This is a genomic window from Paenibacillus amylolyticus, assembly GCF_036894225.1.
Classification (GTDB): domain Bacteria; phylum Bacillota; class Bacilli; order Paenibacillales; family Paenibacillaceae; genus Paenibacillus; species Paenibacillus amylolyticus.
This window is the reverse complement of the sequence record NZ_CP145892.1, coordinates 2215756-2236811: the sequence shown is the minus strand read 5'-3', so window position 1 is coordinate 2236811 and position 21056 is coordinate 2215756. Positions and strand designations below refer to the sequence as shown.

Genomic DNA, 21056 nt, shown 5'->3' with positions numbered 1-21056 from the left:
GAATGAGCGCAGCATACAGATTCGTTCTGTAATCCCATTCTATCTGGAGGTATATATGAATATACAAAATCAGCTTCGCACAGCTCTCATCACAGGATCAACGTCAGGAATTGGTCTTGAACTGACACGCAAATTACTGGCTGAAGGATGGCAGGTAATCGGTCTCAACCGTTCTGCTTTCCCATCCGAGGATACCGATATTCAGAACGCCTTACGTTCAGGCCAGCTCCGTTGGGTTCAGGCTAACCTGACCAACTATGACAGTCTGAGAACTGCACTAGATCAGATTAAATCCGATACCGATTCGATCGATGTTTTGTTTAACAATGCGGGGGGCAGCGCTGCCGAACTTCGTTTCTCTGATCAGGGGCATGAACTGCACTTTGAACTTCAGACGGTAGTCCCTTACATCATCTACATGGAATTAGTTGAGCTATTACTCAAAGGACAGATGAAAACAGTTATTAATACTTCCACCACCTCGTTCAATCTGGTCAGACAATTTGATATGAACATCCTGGAACGTCCAGCCGAATTCAAAAAGCTGTTTGGTCCTTATGCCACCTCGAAGCTCGGCTTATCCCTATGGACACGCGAGGTTGCCAAGTCTGCCAGTGCGGATGGCATACAATTACTAAGCGTAGATCCCGGTGGAAATAACACGCTAAGGGGCAACAAAACATCCGGCCTGCCCTTCTATATCAAACCTATCATGAAATGGTTCTTTCCTCATCCAAGCCATGGCGCTTCGTTGCTCTACAATGCGGCCTTATCCCCAGCCAGACACGAATCCGGTGCGTTCCTGGTCAAAAATAAAGCGACAACGCTTCGTTTCACAGAGCAAGGCCCTGCTGTTTTAAAGCGGGTAAACGAGATCTACGAGCAGCGTTTTCGTACAATGTAGTCTAGAATAAAGACGTGATCACATGCGGTCACGTCTTTTTTTGTCGTTTGTCCCTCATATTATCCAGGCCCTGATTCATAGGTGTAAACATAACGATACAATGTCGCGTGTGACATGTTATTGAATCTGGAGGGATCACTCAATGACTAAAGGACAGCAACCTAACGAAAAATCATTTATTATCCCGCAACCCATTCGCAGTGATGGCGCTGGTGGACCTGATCTGGGACCCAGAGACGTCATGAGAGATATACAAAACCCCGATATGCTGGTACCTCCGGCAACCGATAACGGGTTATTGCCCAATCTGAGAATGTCTTTTTCCGATACCCATATGCAATTGAACCATGGGGGTTGGTCACGTGAAATCACCGTACGGGATCTCCCTATTGCCACTACACTGGCAGGTGTGAACATGAGCCTGACACCGGGAGGTGTAAGGGAATTGCACTGGCATCAGCAATCCGAGTGGGCCTATATGATCTGGGGAACGGCAAGAATCACTTCGGTAGATCAGAACGGACGTAATTTTATTGCGGATGTCGGGCCTGGCGATCTCTGGTTTTTCCCCAAGGGTCTACCCCATTCCATTCAGGGACTGGAGGATGGTTGTGAATTTCTGCTTGTGTTTGATGACGGGTCCTTCTCCGATCTGAATACGTTATCCATATCCGATTGGTTTGCCCATACCCCACCAGAGGTATTGTCTGTCAATTTCGGCGTGCCCGAATCCGCTTTTCAGTCAATGCCGAAGGAACAGGTCTACATTTTCCAAGATACCGTCCCGGGTTCCATCGAGAGCCAAGAAATTCAGTCGCCATATGGTACCGTTCCTCTCACATTCAAACACCGATTGCTGGCCCAGGAACCACTCATTACACCCGGTGGAAGCGTGCGGATCGTAGACTCCACCAACTTCCCCATCTCAACTACCGTTGCTGCCGCACTCGTTGAGATCCGACCTGGCGCCATGCGTGAACTGCACTGGCATCCCAATGCAGATGAATGGCAATACTATCTGACAGGACAAGGGAGAATGACTGTCTTTGGAGGCAATGGCATTGCTCGCACATTTGACTATCGGGCTGGAGATGTCGGATATGTTCCTGTCGCAATGGGACACTATATACAAAATACCGGCACAGACACGTTATGGTTTTTGGAGATATTCCGAAGTGATCGATTCGAGGATGTATCGCTGAATCAGTGGATGGCGTTAACCCCGCGGGATCTGGTCCGTGACAATCTGAATGCGCCGCCTGAGTTGCTCGATGCCTTGCGTAAAGTAAAATGGCCTGTCGTTTAATTTAGTATGTATCTCTATCATTAGTCCTGAAATAGGAAGTGACACGTGTCAAGAAGAGGGACCGTCTGAACCGTCGTTTCGGTCAAAAAATAAACAAGCAACTTTACCTATTCAAGGTACTCTGCTTGTTTTATTTTTATTGGTATACAACCTTTTACTCATTTAGGAACTGCTCAGCTAACTAAATGGTCTTTACCTAATCAGACATGAGTCGGTTTAGTCGCTTGGATATACACACTTTCTCCTTGGAAGCTGTCGAGCTTCCCGTTCGTTGTCACTTCAAAATTGAAAAATTTTCTGATGATGGACGGTGCACTCAACATACTTGCTTCAAGTTCCCTTCTCTCCCGTTCCGGCAGTGCCGCACGGTTACACCACTCTTCAAACTTAAAGCGCTTCTGGAAGGAAACCATCGTTTCCATTCGGAAGCCGGCATACTCCAGCATATGAATCCATTCCGTCTTGCGCCATGCCCGAACATGGCTTGCATCCCGACACTTCTCCACTTCATTGTAAAACTGGTCATTCTCATCCCGTTCAGGTGCCACGTTGTCAATGAATAACAACCTTCCGCCGGGCTTCACAACTCGTAATGTCTCATGAACAAACGAAGAAACGTCCGGAAAATGGTGAGCAGCGATTCGGCAGGTTACAAGGTCATAGATATCATCATCGAATGGCAGCTTCTCTGCATCCCCGGCAACAAAATCTACATTACGGTGTCCATTGCCCTGGATAAATGCTTCAGCTACCTGAAGCATTTCTTCCGTTAGATCGAGGGCTGTCACCCGCTGAACAAGTGGAGCCAATGCATTAGCGACATGCCCTCCTCCAGTGGCGATATCCAGCACGTTCATATCCGGAGTGGCTTGAGATGAAGCCACGAGCAACGCGAGATCCTCACCGCTGGCATGCCCCGAACTCGTCACATATTTACCTGCATTTTTCGCAAACTGCTTCTGCACCTGACTTTTGATTACATCAGACATTCCAATTCCTCCTGCATAAGTTTCATTAGACGAAACATAGTTTCAAAATATAATTATATTTATTTTACCATAGATGAATGTAAAAGCTAAATAAGCATTTTACACAAATCCGGAGGCAACTTTCCACTACTTAACAAAAAAGCTGAAATAAAAAACATCCCCCAAGTGAGTTTCACCCAGGAGATGTTTCTTATATTTATTACTTCACAAGCGTTGGTGACTTCTTCCACAGTCCTAGAATCAGACCGGAGATCACAGAACCAATCGCAACAGCGAGCAGGAACAATAATGCGTGGTTCGCCAGTGCTGCAACAAAGATCCCGCCGTGCGGAGCTGGTACATTAATGCTCCACAGTTGTGTCAATCCGCCAGCAACAGCGGAACCCAGAATACAAGAAGTCAATACACGTAATGGATCAGCCGCAGCAAATGGAATTGCACCTTCTGTAATGAAAGAGAATCCAAGTACATAGTTAGTCAAGCCTGATTTGCGTTCTTGCTCTGTAAATTTGGATTTGAAGAATGTTGTTGCAAGTGCAATCGCCAGAGGAGGCACCATACCGCCTGCCATAACCGCTGCCATCCATGCACCGTCTGTGTTACCACTGGATGTGAATACCCCAATGGCGAATGTGTAAGCCGCTTTGTTGAACGGTCCACCCATATCGATGGACATCATACCGCCAAGCAGCAAGCCCAACAATACCGCATTACCTGTACCCAAGTTACCAAGTGCATCTACAAGCCAAGTGTTCAGGGAACCAAAGATTGGATCAAAGACATAGAAACTGATGGCACCTACGATCAGCAAACCAAATACCGGATACAGCAAGATTGGTTTCAAGCCATCAATCGCTTTTGGCAATCCTTTGAACAACTTACGGAGACCAATAACTACATAACCCGCCAGGAAACCGGCAGCCAAACCACCAAGGAAACCGGCGTTTGAGTTAACCGCCATCAATCCACCGACCATACCAGGCATCAAGGCTGGGCGATCACCAATGCTCATCGCGATAAATCCGGCAAGTACCGGAATCAGGAAGTGGAACGCACCTGTTCCGCCACCGATCGTTTGAAGCAGTTGCACAATCGGATTCTCAGGGCTAGCAAGCTGTTCGAACAAGAAGGAGATTGCTAGCAGTATACCGCCACCTACAACGAATGGCAGCATATGCGAGATACCATTCATCAGATCTTTATAGATTTTGCTACCTACACTAATCTTGCCAGTGCTTGCGCCCTCTTCCTTGGCATTTCCGCCTTGGCTGCGATAGATCGGTGCATCACCGTTAACAGCCTTGCGAATCAGCTCTTCGGATTTACGGATTCCATCACTCACCGGTCTTTGCAATACCGGTTTGCCATCGAAACGTGCCATCTCCACATTTTTGTCTGCGGCAACGATAACCCCTTTAGCACGAGCGATCTCATCAGCAGTGAGAACATTCTGCGCTCCTTCAGAGCCGTTTGTCTCTACGCGAATATTAATGCCCATTTCCTGAGCTTTCTTTTTAAGTGCATCTTCAGCCATAAACGTATGAGCTATACCGGTTGGACAGGCTGTAACCGCAACAACAAAATCTTCCGAATTGGCATTACCTACAATCACACCAGAAGTATTCTGTTGCTGACCAGTAGTAGAAGTGGATGCAGCATTTGCTGCTTTTTCAGCTTTTTCTTTTTCTTTGGCTGCTTCCTTCTCAGCTGCTTCAGCCTGTTTGGCATCAAACAATGCACTAACTTCGGCTGGTGTATCTGTACTCATCAATTGTGAGATGAAATCGCTATCAATCAACAACCTGGAAAGAGCTGCAAGCGTACGCAGATGGGTATTACCTGCGCCTTCTGGAGCCGCAATCATGAAGAACACATGAGCTGGCTGATCATCCAACGCTTCAAAATCAAGTCCTTTTCTACTCTTGGCAAATACAACTGTTGGTTCGTTCACCGCTGTTGTTTTGGCATGTGGCATTGCAATTCCGCCACCGATACCTGTGCTGGATTCAGCTTCTCTTTTATAGATCATTTCCTTGAACAGGACCGGATCATTGATTCGTCCGCTTCGGTTCAGGCTTGCAATTAGTTCATCAATAGCCTCATCTTTGGTTGTGGCTTGCAGGTCCATGATCATCGTTTCTTGGATCATCAAGTCTGTTATTCTCATCTTGGTACACTCCCTTAAGTTCAGTCGGCCTGCATAGGCAGGCCTCACTACATTACAATTACAATAAAGACCTTCTATAAGACCGTTAGACTAGATTGTCGTAATGGTCACTTGATTACGCAATTCATCAATCAATTCACGTGTTGCCAGATCATCCGAGAACGCAGTTGCGCTTCCAGATGCAACCCCTGTGCGGAAAGCTTCCAGCAAATCTCCGCTCTGTACATAGGTACCTACGAATCCGCCAATCATGGAGTCACCCGCACCAACCGAGTTTTTCACAGTGCCTTTTGGCACATTTGCATGATAAACTTCCGATTTGGTAATGAATAATGCACCCTCGCCTGCCATGGAGATCAACACATGTTTGGCACCGGCTTCCAGCAACTTACGCCCGTATAACACCAGTTCCTCGCGAGTATTAATCGTTACACCGAACAGTTCAGCCAGTTCATGATGATTTGGCTTCACCAGCAATGGTACATGTTCAAGAGCTTCCATTAACGCAGGGCCAGTTGTATCAATCACAAATTCGGCACCCGTTTGCTTGCACACTTTAATGAGACGATCATAAAAATCCGTTCCAAGTGAAGGAGGTACACTGCCGGAGAGAATGACAATATCTCCTTTTTGCAATGAGGACAATTTGTGAAGCAACTGCTCCGCCTCTTCGGCACTTATTGCAGGTCCAAGACCATTAATCTCTGTCTCTTCTCCATGCTTCAGCTTGATGTTAATGCGAGTATCGTCTGCAATCGTAACAAAGTCTGTCCGAATGTTATCTTCTTGCAACTTGTCATTAATGAAACGTCCCGTGAATCCACCAAGGAAACCAATAGCCGTGTTATCTGCTCCAAGTTGATTCAGTATGCGAGAGACATTAATGCCTTTGCCGCCAGGGAGCTTCAAATCCCGATTCATTCGATTCAATCCGCCAAGCTTCAGCTCATCCACTTCCACGATGTAATCAATGGACGGGTTAAGTGTTATCGTATATATCATCGTTATCCCTCAATTATTTTAGTTTTCTGGGCGATTCCAGGCCGCCAATGTTCTGGCATCTGCTCGGTAATCAAATCGGCCTCCTCCAAATCAAACAATTTGGCAAAAGTAATTTCCCCTATTTTGCTTGAATCAGCCAGCACATAAGATTTTCCCGACAATTGATGTGCACGCCTTTTAATCAAGGCTTCCTCCGGATCCGGTGTTGTATACCCCATTTCGGGATCAACTCCGTTGCTTCCAAGAAAACATTTATCAAAACGGAAATTATCCATGTTCTGTAATGCGATACTGCCAATGACTGCTTTTGTATGAATTTTCATCATACCTCCGAGCAAATAACTGCGAATACGCTTGCTTACCAAAGCCTCAACATGTGAAAGTCCATTGGTAACAACCGTTACGTCTTTAGCTTCAATAAAGGGAATCATGGCTAACGTTGTCGTTCCTGCATCCAGATAAATGCATTCGCCATTTTCGATCTCCTGTGCAGCCAAACGGGCAATTGTCGTTTTTTGTTGAATGTTTTTGAACGTTTTTTCTTCCATGCCCGGTTCCAGCGTTTTTTCATTCACCAGTGCGGCACCGCCGTGGATGCGTTTGAGCATCTGACGACTCTCCAGATCGATCAAGTCACGCCTAATCGTTGATTCAGAAGCACCCAACACATCAACAAGCTCTTGTAATTTCACAATTCCCTGTAAATGTAAGCGCTCTATAATTGCAGCATATCGTTCTTCAGTCAGCATCTTCATTCCTCCAACTGCTTCTATAGTATCATAATTCACTCAAAAAACAACCACTTTCATTCAAAATAATTTAAAAACATTCAAAAACCCGCATCTTTCGACTTAGAATCTCCATTAAAAATCCTGCAGCCTCCAGCGCTTGATGCGCGGCGTTGCAGGATTTTGCTGTTCATGGGAACTGCATGACGTTTATGACTCTACAACCATAGCATCCGGTTTGGGTTTAAGCCATTTGCCATCTTCATTAATAAAAGCACCCTTGAAGCGACCCATCTCCAATTGTTCAATTAACCTCTCCTCGTCCATGACCAGAATCTCAGCGAGCTGCCCCGAGGTATAATAATGAGCGGGATTGTAATCGAGCAGCACAGGAACAGACGTATCATATAGTTCTTTGATCAGATTCTCAAAGGAATGCCGACCCAGGTTCTCCATATCTCTATAAAACTGCAAATGTTGGGACACCATATTACGGAAAGATTTATTCTCCAGGTGCATCCACAACGTATTGCAAGCCCGAACACTCATATGATTTTGTTCCACATCGTAAAATTGAACTTCTTCAATCTTCATGTATTTCTCTTGAAATGCAACGATCTTAATCAAAGGTACATTTCGTTTACGCGACGCTTTCTTCAAATGGGCTCTAAATTGTTCATAGTTCATTTCATTCATCTATTATCCCTGCCTTTAACATGTTCCAACCGACATTTTACAACAAATTAAAGGCAAGTGTAACCTTCTTCATATGAAAAACAAAAAAACGTGCAGCATCAGATGCCACACGTTCACAATATTATAGAGTGCGTTACTCAGCGAGGGCACCACTTTTCGCCCACGTAGCCGTAAATTCCTGTTCTTCATACGCATAAAATTGTTGCAAAATAACCTCTCGATCATCGAGAAACAATTGATCCGCTATGGCAGAGACCAGTTTCGGCACTGCACTCTTCGTTCCCGATATTGCCGATGCCGACAGACCACAGCTGGCAAGTGCAGAGTAGTTGAATACAAACAGTCCGTGCAACGGTCTCTCACCCTGTTCACTCCTGCTTGTCATTGCAAACCCGGAACTCAGGTATGGATGTGCGTCCAGCAACGCATTGCGAAGCTCTGGCGGAGCCTGGTAACAGTCCTCCCAGCGTGCGATGTATGGCTCTACAAGCTTCAGTTCAGGACGGAGTGCCGGATCACTAAGCAGACCTGTGCTAATAATTAGAAAATCAAACTCATATGCTCCCTGTGCGGTATGCACAATCGCGCCTTGGTCCGTCGCTTCTACACTCAGCCATGGAGCGTTCAGATGCAGCTCGAAACCAGGCCAGGCTGCCGCACGATTAAACGTATCATTGGTTGGCGGTTGATTGAATTTGAAGAAATGAGAGATCACCTCATATTTATCAGCAACCGGAAGAGCGTGGTATCGCTCAATCATACCGGATTGTTCCATCTGACGAATGGGATTAATACTTGGCAGTTGTTCCCGCCGCACAAATACATGAGCTTCCGCCACACCCGTGGCAAGGGCATAACTGGCATTATCAAAAGCAGAAGCGCCGCCGCCAAGCACAGCAACCTTTTTACCTTTTAACCGATCAAAATCAATCGCTTCAGACGTATGGGCATACAGCTCCCGAGGTAATCTATCGGCAATCATGGAGGGTACATGCCACTCTCCACCACCTTGTATTCCCGTAGCAAACACTACTTTGCGAGCAAGTATAACATCCATCTGAGTTCCTGCCTTGTTCACATGAAGTCGATGTATTCCGTTCTCCATAGGCTCAACCAGCGTCAATTCTGCCTCATTAAGCACAGGCAGATTCAGCACTTTCCGATACCAGCGTAAATAATTCATCCAGTCTCCACGCGGGATTTTATCTACCTCTTCCCAACCTTCGGGCCCTACCTGTGCTTCCCACCATGAGCGAAAGGTTAACGAGGGGATACCCAGATCGATGGAAGTCAGATGCTTGGGTGTGCGCAAAGTAACCATACGTGCATAAGTCTCCCAAGGTCCTTCAAGCCCCGATGCATTCTCGTCAATGACTACAATATTGGAGATCCGTTCACGAAGAAGTCCAAATGCCGCTCCTAATCCACTCTGGCCTCCACCCACAATGACGACATCATAGACATGACCATCCGCATGTTCTCTTGGACGTACCCAGTTCGCGCCACCAAATGACAAATAAGCCAGATCATTCTTCACACGTTCATTCAATGCTTCCAGGCTCATGATTCATCAACCCTTTCGAGATACATATATGAACTAGTCTTTCTTTGATTATTTGATGTAAGTTTGTTGTCAGTTATATTGAGAGTAATTGTGATTTTTCTTTGTGTTTCTGAAATATATTAGCGTTATTATATGAGTTATCGGGGATTTTTTGAAGTTCGCGGTAGATTTATTGTCATCAATACTAAAAATATCTAACATGCTTGTTAATTCCTACGAAACACTAATTGGATGGTACCTTCCTCTTTTAAAGTGCTTTTTTCCTGATGGATGCTCTACAGAAAATAAAAAAAGACAGACCAAGATGTAACCTTGGTCTGTCTTATTAAAGGAATGCTATTGGCCGGCTTGTTCACGGCGCTGCAATTTTTCGTGGGTTAATTTCTCAGGGGTCACATCATGACCCAGTGGGTCCACAACGGATACTGCCAGCATGGTTGTCAGTACCTGACCTCGAATAGCCTGCAAATATTGTTTTCTAAGCTCGTGCTGCTCGCTTTTTTCTGCTTTTGTCAAACCGACGCTGCTACGTTGTTTTCGACTTAATTCGTTAATGCGTCCCAAAATAGGAATCATGAAATCCACCTCACTTGTTAGTCCACTTGCCAAAAGATATTTCGAATATCTTCAAACTAACTTATTACAACTTTACGAATTTGTAAATAGGCGCAATCCGTTGTGAAGTGTTTAGGTGATCTCATGCACAGACCATACAATGCCATTTGTAGCACCACTGCCCAGGTTCAATGTAATCGTCAACCCGTTTGCAGCATAGAACAGTCCAATCACATCTCCCGCGTTCAATGCGACTTCTACTGCCAAAGTCACTGAACCGCTTCCCAGCACTGCCCGCAGTGTGAGTAGCGTAATCGCGACATTTAGGACGGGCAACAAACCACTGACAAGTGTAGTTACCGTTGGGGATGTTCTCTGTACAAGAAAGGCTGGGTTAACGCCTGCACCCAGAGATAGAGCAATCGCTGCAGTCGTTGCATAATTGATCGTGGCCACAATAGAGTATCTTCCGGTTACCGGGACGGTATAGTTTCCTGTGGTTGCAATGAAGTTGGCATTACCGTAATAGGGAGCCGTAGTCGTCCAGTTGGTTAACTGAGTGCTGGTTGCTGTCGAAAGTGTAGCCAGGAATGCCGAGAACCCTTGTGTTGCAAAATTGGGGCCGGTTGGGCCCGTGGCTCCTGTCAGCCCCGTTGCCCCAGTCGCACCGGTAGTTCCTGTTATGCCTGTTGCTCCAGTGGCACCCGTAGCTCCGGTTGCACTCGTTACACCGGTTGCCCCCGTAATTCCATTAGCCCCAGTTGGTCCAGTCGGGCCGGTGGCTCCCGTAATGCCTGCTGTTCCGGTTATTCCTGTAACTCCTGTTGTGCCGGTACTTCCGGTGGTGCCCGTTGCACCTGTAGTTCCTGTTGTCCCAGTTACACCAGTTAGTCCTGTAGCTCCCGTTATTCCGGTCGCGCCAGTTATACCTGTAACTCCTGTTGAACCAGTACTTCCGGTGGCACCTGTTACACCCGTTGTACCTGTAGTTCCTGTAGCACCGGTCACACCCGCAATACCCGTGGTTCCTGTTGTTCCCGTACTTCCTGTTGTTCCCGTACTTCCTGTTGTTCCCGTCGCGCCGGTCGTGCCTGTAACGCCTGTTACACCCGTCTCTCCTGTAATACCCGTGGTTCCTGTTGCTCCAGTCACACCTGTGATCCCAGTGGCTCCAGTCGTACCTGTTGTACCTGTTGTACCTGTTGTACCCGTAACACCAGTTACGCCAGTGGCACCAGTTACGCCAGTGGCACCAGTCGCACCCGTAGTTCCTGTCGCTCCGGTTACGCCTGTAACGCCTGTAGTTCCCGTTGCTCCAGTAGCCCCGGTTGGTCCCGTCACACCAGTCGTACCTGTGCCCCCTGTTAGACCCGTCTCTCCAGTTTGACCAGTTGTGCCGGTGGCACCTGTAATTCCAGTAGCTCCAGTCACACCCGTAATGCCAGTTACGCCGGTCGTGCCGGTTGCTCCTGTTTCACCAGTAATACCCGTTGGACCGGTTGCCCCTGTAGCACCAGTCGTACCTGTGACTCCGGTTATGCCAGTCGCACCAGTAGCTCCGGTTGGTCCTGTTGTACCTGTCGTGCCGGTAACGCCTGTTGCACCCGTCTCTCCAGTCGAGCCGGTTACGCCAGTAACTCCCGTAGTTCCGGTTGCCCCAGTGGCTCCTGTAACACCGGTTGGTCCCGTTACACCTGTTGTACCGGTGGCACCTGTTACGCCCGTCTCTCCTGTAATGCCCGTAGTTCCTGTTGCTCCAGTAGCCCCGGTGGGCCCCGTCACACCAGTCGTACCTGTGACCCCTGTTACACCCGTCTCTCCAGTGGCTCCTGTAACACCTGTAAATCCAGTTACCCCAGTAATTCCAGTAGCACCAGTCGCACCTGTAATCCCGGTTAGACCCGTCTCACCTGTCGTTCCTGTGACCCCTGTTGGACCTGTAGCACCAGTAATTCCTGTGGCTCCTGTGCTCCCAGTTAGACCCGTCTCTCCAGTGACGCCTGTTGCTCCGGTCGCACCAATTGTGCCCGTAACACCAGTTACGCCAGTCGTGCCGGTTGGCCCTGTTTCACCAGTAATACCCGTTGGACCGGTTGCTCCAGTAGCCCCGGTTGGTCCCGTCACACCAGTCGTACCTGTGCCCCCTGTTACACCCGTCTCTCCAGTTTGGCCAGTTGTGCCGGTGGCACCTGTAATTCCGGTAGCTCCAGTCACACCCGTAATGCCAGTTACGCCGGTCGTGCCGGTTATTCCTGTGTCACCAGTAATACCCGTTGGACCGGTTGCCCCTGTAGTACCAGTCGTACCTGTAACTCCGGTTATGCCAGTCGCACCAGTGGCTCCGGTTGCCCCAGTCGTTCCTGCAACCCCTGTTATACCTGTTTCCCCAGTGGCTCCGGTCGCACCTGTTGGTCCTGCCGTGCCGGTTATGCCAGTGGCACCGGTTGGTCCCGTTACACCTGTCGTACCGGTAGCGCCTGTTACACCCGTCACTCCTGTAATGCCCGTGGTTCCTGTTGCTCCAGTAGTCCCGGTGGGCCCCGTCACACCAGTCGTACCTGTGACCCCAGTTAGACCCGTCTCTCCAGTGGCTCCAGTCGCTCCCGTCGTTCCAGAAATTCCAGTATTACCTGTAACCCCAGTAAGTCCAGTTACTCCCGTCTCACCAGTTTGGCCAGTTGTGCCGGTGGCGCCGGTAATTCCAGTAGCTCCAGTCACACCCGTAATGCCAGTTACGCCGGTCGTGCCGGTTATTCCTGTTTCACCAGTCGCACCTGTAATCCCGGTTAGACCCGTCTCCCCAGTTAATCCAGTAAGTCCAGTTACTCCCGTAACTCCGGTTGATCCTGTCACACCAGTTTGGCCAGTAATTCCAGTAGCACCAGTCGGCCCGGATACGCCAGTTATTCCTGTGGAACCCGTACTCCCCGTAGCTCCTGTAACTCCAGTCGTACCTGTGACCCCTGTTGAACCTGTATCTCCAGTAGTTCCGATTGAGCCGGTTGCTCCTGTCTCTCCAGTGACGCCAGTTGCTCCCGTCGTTCCAGTAAATCCTGTATTACCTGTAACCCCAGTAAGTCCAGTTACTCCTGTTGTGCCGGTACTTCCGGTGGTGCCCGTTGCACCTGTAGTTCCTGTTGTCCCAGTTACACCAGTTAATCCTGTAGCTCCTGTTGAACCAGTACTTCCGGTGGCTCCTGTTACACCCGTAATGCCAGTTACGCCGGTCGTGCCGGTTGCTCCTGTTTCACCAGTAATACCCGTTGGACCGGTTGCCCCTGTAGCACCAGTCGTACCTGTGACTCCGGTTATGCCAGTCGCACCAGTAGCTCCGGTTGGTCCTGTTGTACCTGTCGTGCCGGTAACGCCTGTTGCACCCGTCTCTCCAGTCGAGCCGGTTACGCCAGTAACTCCCGTAGTTCCGGTTGCCCCAGTGGCTCCTGTAACACCGGTTGGTCCCGTTACACCTGTTGTACCGGTGGCACCTGTTACGCCCGTCTCTCCTGTAATGCCCGTAGTTCCTGTTGCTCCAGTAGCCCCGGTGGGCCCCGTCACACCAGTCGTACCTGTGACCCCTGTTACACCCGTCTCTCCAGTGGCTCCTGTAACACCTGTAAATCCAGTTACCCCAGTAATTCCAGTAGCACCAGTCGCACCTGTAATCCCGGTTAGACCCGTCTCACCTGTCGTTCCTGTGACCCCTGTTGGACCTGTAGCACCAGTAATTCCTGTGGCTCCTGTGCTCCCAGTTAGACCCGTCTCTCCAGTGACGCCTGTTGCTCCGGTCGCACCAATTGTGCCCGTAACACCAGTTACGCCAGTCGTGCCGGTTGGCCCTGTTTCACCAGTAATACCCGTTGGACCGGTTGCTCCAGTAGCCCCGGTTGGTCCCGTCACACCAGTCGTACCTGTGCCCCCTGTTACACCCGTCTCTCCAGTTTGGCCAGTTGTGCCGGTGGCACCTGTAATTCCGGTAGCTCCAGTCACACCCGTAATGCCAGTTACGCCGGTCGTGCCGGTTATTCCTGTGTCACCAGTAATACCCGTTGGACCGGTTGCCCCTGTAGTACCAGTCGTACCTGTAACTCCGGTTATGCCAGTCGCACCAGTGGCTCCGGTTGCCCCAGTCGTTCCTGCAACCCCTGTTATACCTGTTTCCCCAGTGGCTCCGGTCGCACCTGTTGGTCCTGCCGTGCCGGTTATGCCAGTGGCACCGGTTGGTCCCGTTACACCTGTCGTACCGGTAGCGCCTGTTACACCCGTCACTCCTGTAATGCCCGTGGTTCCTGTTGCTCCAGTAGTCCCGGTGGGCCCCGTCACACCAGTCGTACCTGTGACCCCAGTTAGACCCGTCTCTCCAGTGGCTCCAGTCGCTCCCGTCGTTCCAGAAATTCCAGTATTACCTGTAACCCCAGTAAGTCCAGTTACTCCCGTCTCACCAGTTTGGCCAGTTGTGCCGGTGGCGCCGGTAATTCCAGTAGCTCCAGTCACACCCGTAATGCCAGTTACGCCGGTCGTGCCGGTTATTCCTGTTTCACCAGTCGCACCTGTAATCCCGGTTAGACCCGTCTCCCCAGTTAATCCAGTAAGTCCAGTTACTCCCGTAACTCCGGTTGATCCTGTCACACCAGTTTGGCCAGTAATTCCAGTAGCACCAGTCGGCCCGGATACGCCAGTTATTCCTGTGGAACCCGTACTCCCCGTAGCTCCTGTAACTCCAGTCGTACCTGTGACCCCTGTTGAACCTGTATCTCCAGTAGTTCCGATTGAGCCGGTTGCTCCTGTCTCTCCAGTGACGCCAGTTGCTCCCGTCGTTCCAGTAAATCCTGTATTACCTGTAACCCCAGTAAGTCCAGTTACTCCTGTTGTGCCGGTACTTCCGGTGGTGCCCGTTGCACCTGTAGTTCCTGTTGTCCCAGTTACACCAGTTAATCCTGTAGCTCCTGTTGAACCAGTACTTCCGGTGGCTCCTGTTACACCCGTAATGCCAGTTACGCCGGTCGTGCCGGTTGCTCCTGTTTCACCAGTAATACCCGTTGGACCGGTTGCCCCTGTAGCACCAGTCGTACCTGTGACTCCGGTTATGCCAGTCGCACCAGTAGCTCCGGTTGGTCCTGTTGTACCTGTCGTGCCGGTAACGCCTGTTGCACCCGTCTCTCCAGTCGAGCCGGTTACGCCAGTAACTCCCGTAGTTCCGGTTGCCCCAGTGGCTCCTGTAACACCGGTTGGTCCCGTTACACCTGTTGTACCGGTGGCACCTGTTACGCCCGTCTCTCCTGTAATGCCCGTAGTTCCTGTTGCTCCAGTAGCCCCGGTGGGCCCCGTCACACCAGTCGTACCTGTGACCCCTGTTACACCCGTCTCTCCAGTGGCTCCTGTAACACCTGTAAATCCAGTTACCCCAGTAATTCCAGTAGCACCAGTCGCACCTGTAATCCCGGTTAGACCCGTCTCACCTGTCGTTCCTGTGACCCCTGTTGGACCTGTAGCACCAGTAATTCCTGTGGCTCCTGTGCTCCCAGTTAGACCCGTCTCTCCAGTGACGCCTGTTGCTCCGGTCGCACCAATTGTGCCCGTAACACCAGTTACGCCAGTCGTGCCGGTTGGCCCTGTTTCACCAGTAATACCCGTTGGACCGGTTGCTCCAGTAGCCCCGGTTGGTCCCGTCACACCAGTCGTACCTGTGCCCCCTGTTACACCCGTCTCTCCAGTTTGGCCAGTTGTGCCGGTGGCACCTGTAATTCCGGTAGCTCCAGTCACACCCGTAATGCCAGTTACGCCGGTCGTGCCGGTTATTCCTGTGTCACCAGTAATACCCGTTGGACCGGTTGCCCCTGTAGTACCAGTCGTACCTGTAACTCCGGTTATGCCAGTCGCACCAGTGGCTCCGGTTGCCCCAGTCGTTCCTGCAACCCCTGTTATACCTGTTTCCCCAGTGGCTCCGGTCGCACCTGTTGGTCCTGCCGTGCCGGTTATGCCAGTGGCACCGGTTGGTCCCGTTACACCTGTCGTACCGGTAGCGCCTGTTACACCCGTCACTCCTGTAATGCCCGTGGTTCCTGTTGCTCCAGTAGTCCCGGTGGGCCCCGTCACACCAGTCGTACCTGTGACCCCAGTTAGACCCGTCTCTCCAGTGGCTCCAGTCGCTCCCGTCGTTCCAGAAATTCCAGTATTACCTGTAACCCCAGTAAGTCCAGTTACTCCCGTCTCACCAGTTTGGCCAGTTGTGCCGGTGGCGCCGGTAATTCCAGTAGCTCCAGTCACACCCGTAATGCCAGTTACGCCGGTCGTGCCGGTTATTCCTGTTTCACCAGTCGCACCTGTAATCCCGGTTAGACCCGTCTCCCCAGTTAATCCAGTAAGTCCAGTTACTCCCGTAACTCCGGTTGATCCTGTCACACCAGTTTGGCCAGTAATTCCAGTAGCACCAGTCGGCCCGGATACGCCAGTTATTCCTGTGGAACCCGTACTCCCCGTAGCTCCTGTAACTCCAGTCGTACCTGTGACCCCTGTTGAACCTGTATCTCCAGTAGTTCCGATTGAGCCGGTTGCTCCTGTCTCTCCAGTGACGCCAGTTGCTCCCGTCGTTCCAGTAAATCCTGTATTACCTGTAACCCCAGTAAGTCCAGTTACTCCTGTTGTGCCGGTACTTCCGGTGGTGCCCGTTGCACCTGTAGTTCCTGTTGTCCCAGTTACACCAGTTAATCCTGTAGCTCCTGTTGAACCAGTACTTCCGGTGGCTCCTGTTACACCCGTTGTACCTGTAGTTCCTGTAGTACCGGTCACACCTGTGATACCCGTAACTCCTGTTGTGCCTGTGGCTCCTGATACACCTGTGAGCCCTGTAGCCCCAGTTGCTCCGGTCGGTCCCGTTACACCTGTCGTGCCTGTAACTCCTGTTACACCCGTCTCTCCTGTAATACCCGTGGTTCCTGTTGCTCCAGTCACACCTGTGATCCCAGTGGCTCCAGTCGTTCCTGTTGTACCCGTAGTTCCAGTCGCGCCGGTTACGCCAGTAACTCCCGTAGTTCCCGTTGCTCCAGTAGCCCCGGTGGGTCCCGTCATACCAGTCGTACCTGTGACCCCTGTTACACCCGTCTCTCCAGTTTGGCCAGTAATTCCAGTAGCACCAGTCGGCCCGGTTACGCCAGTTATTCCTGTGGAACCCGTACTCCCCGTTGCTCCTGTAACTCCAGTGACTCCGGTTATGCCAGTCGCACCAGTGGCTCCGGTTGGTCCTGTCGTGCCAGTAACGCCTGATACACCCGTCTCTCCTGTAATGCCCGTGGCTCCAGTTAATCCCGTAACACCAGTTGGACCAGTGAATCCTGTTAGACCTGTTTCCCCTGTGATGCCAGTTGTGCCCGTTACACCAGTAGCTCCCGTAGTACCCGTACTTCCCGTTGCTCCAGTCGTACCGGTTGGTCCTGTGAACCCTGTTTCTCCAGTTGATCCCGTCACACCAGTCGTACCTGTCACCCCTGTTGGACCTGTAGCTCCAGTAGTTCCGGTTGCACCAGTAATTCCTGTTACACCAGTAACTCCCGTGATACCCGTTGCCCCAATCGTACCTGTTGATCCTGTTTCACCAGTATTCCCTGTTAGTCCTGTAGTGCCTGTCGGACCGGTTATACCAGTAACTCCAGTCGTACCTGTGCTCCCAGTTAGACCCGTCTCTCCAGTGACGCCTGTTGCTCCTGTCGCACCAATTGTACCCGTAACGCCAGTTAAGCCGGTCGTGCCGGTTGGCCCTGTTTCTCCGGTGACCCCCGTTATGCCCGTAGCTCCGGTAATACCAGTTGGGCCAATCGAACCGGTAGGGCCCGTTACACCTGTGTTTCCTGTTAGTCCGGTCTCCCCAGTAACACCAGTGGCCCCGGTCACTCCCGTCGCGCCTGTGAATCCTGTTAGACCCGACTCTCCAGTTACACCAGTTGTTCCGGTTACTCCCGTGGCACCTATACTTCCTGTTGCTCCAGTGGCACCTGTTGGGCCCGTTACACCAGCAGTACCCGTGGTTCCGGTAATACCAGTTGCACCTGTACCTCCTGTTAGACCCGTCTCTCCAGTTACACCTGTTGCTCCGGTTACTCCCGTAATACCAGTTGTTCCCGTTATGCCACTAGTGCCAGTAGTTCCGGTCACACCAGTAAGTCCCGTTACACCTGTGTTCCCTGTTAGACCAGTCTCCCCAGTAACGCCAGTGGTTCCGGTCGCTCCCATAATTCCTGTAGCTCCGGTACCTCCTGTGACACCCGTGGTTCCGGTAATGCCAGTTAGTCCAGCCGCACCTGTAATTCCCGTTTCTCCAGTTGCACCGGTCGGTCCCGTCACACCAGTCGTACCTGTGACCCCTGTTGAACCTGTATCTCCAGTAGTTCCGATTGAGCCGGTTGCTCCAGTAGGGCCTGTAACTCCAGTGATTCCTGTTTCACCTGTTGGACCCGTAAATCCGGTGGCACCCGTTGGTCCTGTATTTCCCGTCAGACCTGTAGCTCCGGTCTCTCCAGTGACGCCTGTTGCTCCGGTCACACCAATTGTACCCGTAACGCCAGTTAAGCCAGTTGTGCCGGTTGGCCCTGTTTCGCCGGTGACCCCGGTTATGCCAGTAGCTCCGGTATTACCAGTTGAACCAGTAACCCCGGTGAGTCCTGTCGCGCCAGTTACACCAGTAATTCCTGTTGTGCCACTAACTCCGGTTGCACCTGTAACACCAGTTGTTCCCGTCGCACCCGTACTTCCAGTAGCTCCAGTTAGACCTGTTAGTCCTGTCTCTCCTGTTGGGCCAGTCGAACCGGTTGAGCCCGTTACACCTGTAGCCCCAGTTAGACCCGACTCTCCAGTTACACCAGTTGTTCCGGTTACTCCCGTGGCACCTGTACTTCCTGTTTCTCCAGTCGCACCTGTTGGGCCAGTTACACCAGCTGTACCCGTGATTCCTGTGGTCCCAGTCGCACCCGTAAGACCTGTAATACCAGTTGCACCTGTACCTCCTGTTAGACCCGTCTCTCCAGTGACACCAGTGGCCCCGGTCGCTCCCGTAATTCCCGTCATTCCGGTTACGCCAGTCACTCCCGAGATACCTGTAATTCCGGTTGCTCCAGTCTCACCGGTGATTCCGGTTACCCCTGTTAACCCTGTCGTTCCTGTGACCCCTGTTTGACCTGTATCTCCAGTAGTTCCAGTTGCTCCAGTAATTCCTGTGGCTCCTGTTACACCAGTATTGCCGGTTATGCCGGTTATGCCTGTAACGCCGGTTGTACCTGTACTTCCCGTTGCCCCTATCGCCCCAGCAGATCCTGTAGCACCTGTAACTCCGGTGGTACCCGTTTCTCCAGTAGTGCCGGTGTTCCCAGTTAGACCCGTCTCTCCAGTGGCGCCAGTTGCTCCGGTAACGCCAGTTATTCCTGTGGTACCGGTAGTTCCCGTTACTCCTGTATCCCCGGTGGGTCCTGACACACCAGTCGTACCTGTGACTCCGGTTGTGCCAGTGGCCCCAGTTGCTCCGATCGCACCTGTACTGCCTGTAAATCCAGTAATACCTGTTGCACCTGTTATTCCAGTCGTTCCTGTTGTGCCCGCAATTCCAGTAACGCCAGTTACTCCGGTTGTACCTGTTGGTCCTGTTTCACCAGTGACACCACTTATACCAGTGGCCCCAGTGAGTCCTGTCACACCAGTAATTCCCGTGAGGCCTGTAATTCCAGTAGAACCGGTTACACCCGTGGTACCCGTAACGCCAGGTAATCCGGTAGTACCTGTTGATCCTGTTTCACCAGTATTACCTGTTATTCCAGTACTTCCTGTAGTTCCGGTTGTTCCTGTTTCGCCAGTGACCCCGGTGGGTCCCGTTAGACCAGTCGTGCCTGTAACTCCTCTTAGCCCCGCCTCACCAGTACTTCCTGTCGCTCCGGTGAATCCTGTCAAACCAGTCGTGCCGGTCGCACCTGTACTGCCCGTAAATCCAGTAACGCCAGTGATGCCTGTTTCGCCGGTTGCTCCCGTCACACCCGTTAATCCAGTTGCCCCCGTAGTGCCTGTTGTTCCAGAAGTACCAGTGCTTCCTGTAGTTCCGGTTACACCAGTAACTCCCGTAGACCCTATCCCCCCAGTGGGGCCTGTCGTACCAGTAAGTCCCGTTTCCCCAGTGGCACCAGTTGCGCCGATCGCACCTGTTATCCCTGTCATGCCAGTATTTCCAGTTGGACCCGTACTTCCCGTTGCTCCTATCGCCCCAGTAAATCCTGTAGCGCCTGTAACTCCGGTGATACCTGTCTCACCGGTTGGGCCGGTCGCGCCCGTAGTACCTGTCGTTCCAGTTACGCCACTGACTCCTGTGATACCTGTGGTTCCAGTAATACCAGTTGTTCCTGTTGCTCCGGACGGGCCTGTGATTCCAATTTCGCCAGTACTTCCCGTTAATCCAGTCGCACCCGTAATACCTATTAGACCCGTCGCTCCGGTTGGGCCAATCGAACCTGTAACTCCCGTGAATCCTGTTTCACCAGTAGATCCTGTTAGTCCCATCACACCAATTCCAGTTGGACCAGTTGCTCCAGTGAACCCGGTAGCCCCAGCTAATCCTGCAACTCCAGTTGGACCTGTAAAGCCGGTTATACCGGTATTTCCTGTAGCACCGGTCACGCCTGTAACACCAATTCCGGTAATTCCAGTTGCGCCGGTTGTTCCTGTGACTCCAGTTGATCCAGTGCCAGTTGCACCTGTAGCTCCTGTACTTCCTGTAGAACCAGTTGCTCCCGCCTCACCCGTTTGACCAGTCAGACCTGTAACTCCCCTAGTTCCAGTCACACCTGTGGTGCCCGTCAGTCCGGTAGCTCCTGTTGCACCTGTGACTCCAGTTATTCCGGTACTTCCCGTGGTTCCAGTTACTCCGGTCCGTCCTGTTAAAATGGTTGCTCCCCATATGCTGGGATACCCATGGTCTCCGGTTAACCCAGTAGCACCTGTTGCTCCAGTGAATCCTCTCATTCCTTGATAACCCCGTGGGCCGCGAAGGAAAGGAATCCTGTGACTTTTCTTTTTTTTGCATTTACGTCTGCTTTTCTTACAAGACTTACTCTTCTTCTTTGGGATAGAGTGCTTTTTTGATTTTTTTGCTTTCCGTTTACCTGTACTGATTAAGGA

10 protein-coding genes are annotated in these 21056 nt (G+C 51.2%); 2 read left to right on the top strand and 8 right to left on the bottom strand.

Features of this window, described 5'->3' with window-relative positions; genetic code table 11:
- Window positions 1-55: 55 nt before the first annotated feature.
- Together V6668_RS10110 and V6668_RS10105 are read left to right on the top strand one after the other, a co-directional pair.
- Window positions 56-904, top strand: a complete 849-nt coding sequence (locus V6668_RS10110; RefSeq protein WP_338708319.1) for an SDR family NAD(P)-dependent oxidoreductase — start codon at window positions 56-58, stop codon at window positions 902-904.
- Between the two features lie 142 nt (window positions 905-1046).
- Window positions 1047-2210: an oxalate decarboxylase family bicupin gene (locus V6668_RS10105; RefSeq protein WP_100529029.1), complete on the top strand. Its 1164-nt coding sequence runs from the start codon at window positions 1047-1049 to the stop codon at window positions 2208-2210.
- Between the two features lie 200 nt (window positions 2211-2410).
- On the opposite strand, the gene V6668_RS10100 is transcribed toward V6668_RS10105, so the two are convergent.
- The 8 genes from V6668_RS10100 to V6668_RS10065 all read right to left on the bottom strand — a co-directional run bounded on the left by V6668_RS10100 (window position 2411) and on the right by V6668_RS10065 (window position 20900).
- Window positions 2411-3199, bottom strand: a complete 789-nt coding sequence (locus tag V6668_RS10100) for a class I SAM-dependent methyltransferase (protein WP_338708318.1) — start codon at window positions 3197-3199, stop codon at window positions 2411-2413.
- A 199-nt stretch (window positions 3200-3398) separates the two neighbouring features.
- Window positions 3399-5366, bottom strand: a complete 1968-nt coding sequence (locus tag V6668_RS10095) for a PTS fructose transporter subunit IIABC (RefSeq protein WP_036609761.1) — start codon at window positions 5364-5366, stop codon at window positions 3399-3401.
- A 90-nt stretch (window positions 5367-5456) separates the two neighbouring features.
- A complete protein-coding gene (pfkB, locus tag V6668_RS10090) occupies window positions 5457-6368 on the bottom strand; it encodes a 1-phosphofructokinase (protein WP_338708317.1) in 912 nt (303 codons plus the stop codon).
- A 2-nt stretch (window positions 6369-6370) separates the two neighbouring features.
- Window positions 6371-7117, bottom strand: a complete 747-nt coding sequence (locus tag V6668_RS10085; protein ID WP_017689448.1) for a DeoR/GlpR family DNA-binding transcription regulator — start codon at window positions 7115-7117, stop codon at window positions 6371-6373.
- A 189-nt stretch (window positions 7118-7306) separates the two neighbouring features.
- Window positions 7307-7792, bottom strand: a complete 486-nt coding sequence (locus tag V6668_RS10080; protein ID WP_036609765.1) for a hypothetical protein — start codon at window positions 7790-7792, stop codon at window positions 7307-7309.
- A gap of 133 nt (window positions 7793-7925) precedes the next feature.
- Window positions 7926-9356, bottom strand: coding sequence for an NAD(P)-binding domain-containing protein (locus tag V6668_RS10075; protein ID WP_338708315.1), 1431 nt, complete (start codon window positions 9354-9356; stop codon window positions 7926-7928).
- A 336-nt stretch (window positions 9357-9692) separates the two neighbouring features.
- Window positions 9693-9932, bottom strand: coding sequence for a DUF896 domain-containing protein (locus V6668_RS10070; RefSeq protein ID WP_338708314.1), 240 nt, complete (start codon window positions 9930-9932; stop codon window positions 9693-9695).
- A 111-nt stretch (window positions 9933-10043) separates the two neighbouring features.
- Complete coding sequence (locus tag V6668_RS10065; protein ID WP_338708313.1) at window positions 10044-20900, bottom strand: hypothetical protein; 10857 nt, start codon at window positions 20898-20900, stop codon at window positions 10044-10046.
- Window positions 20901-21056: the final 156 nt, after the last annotated feature.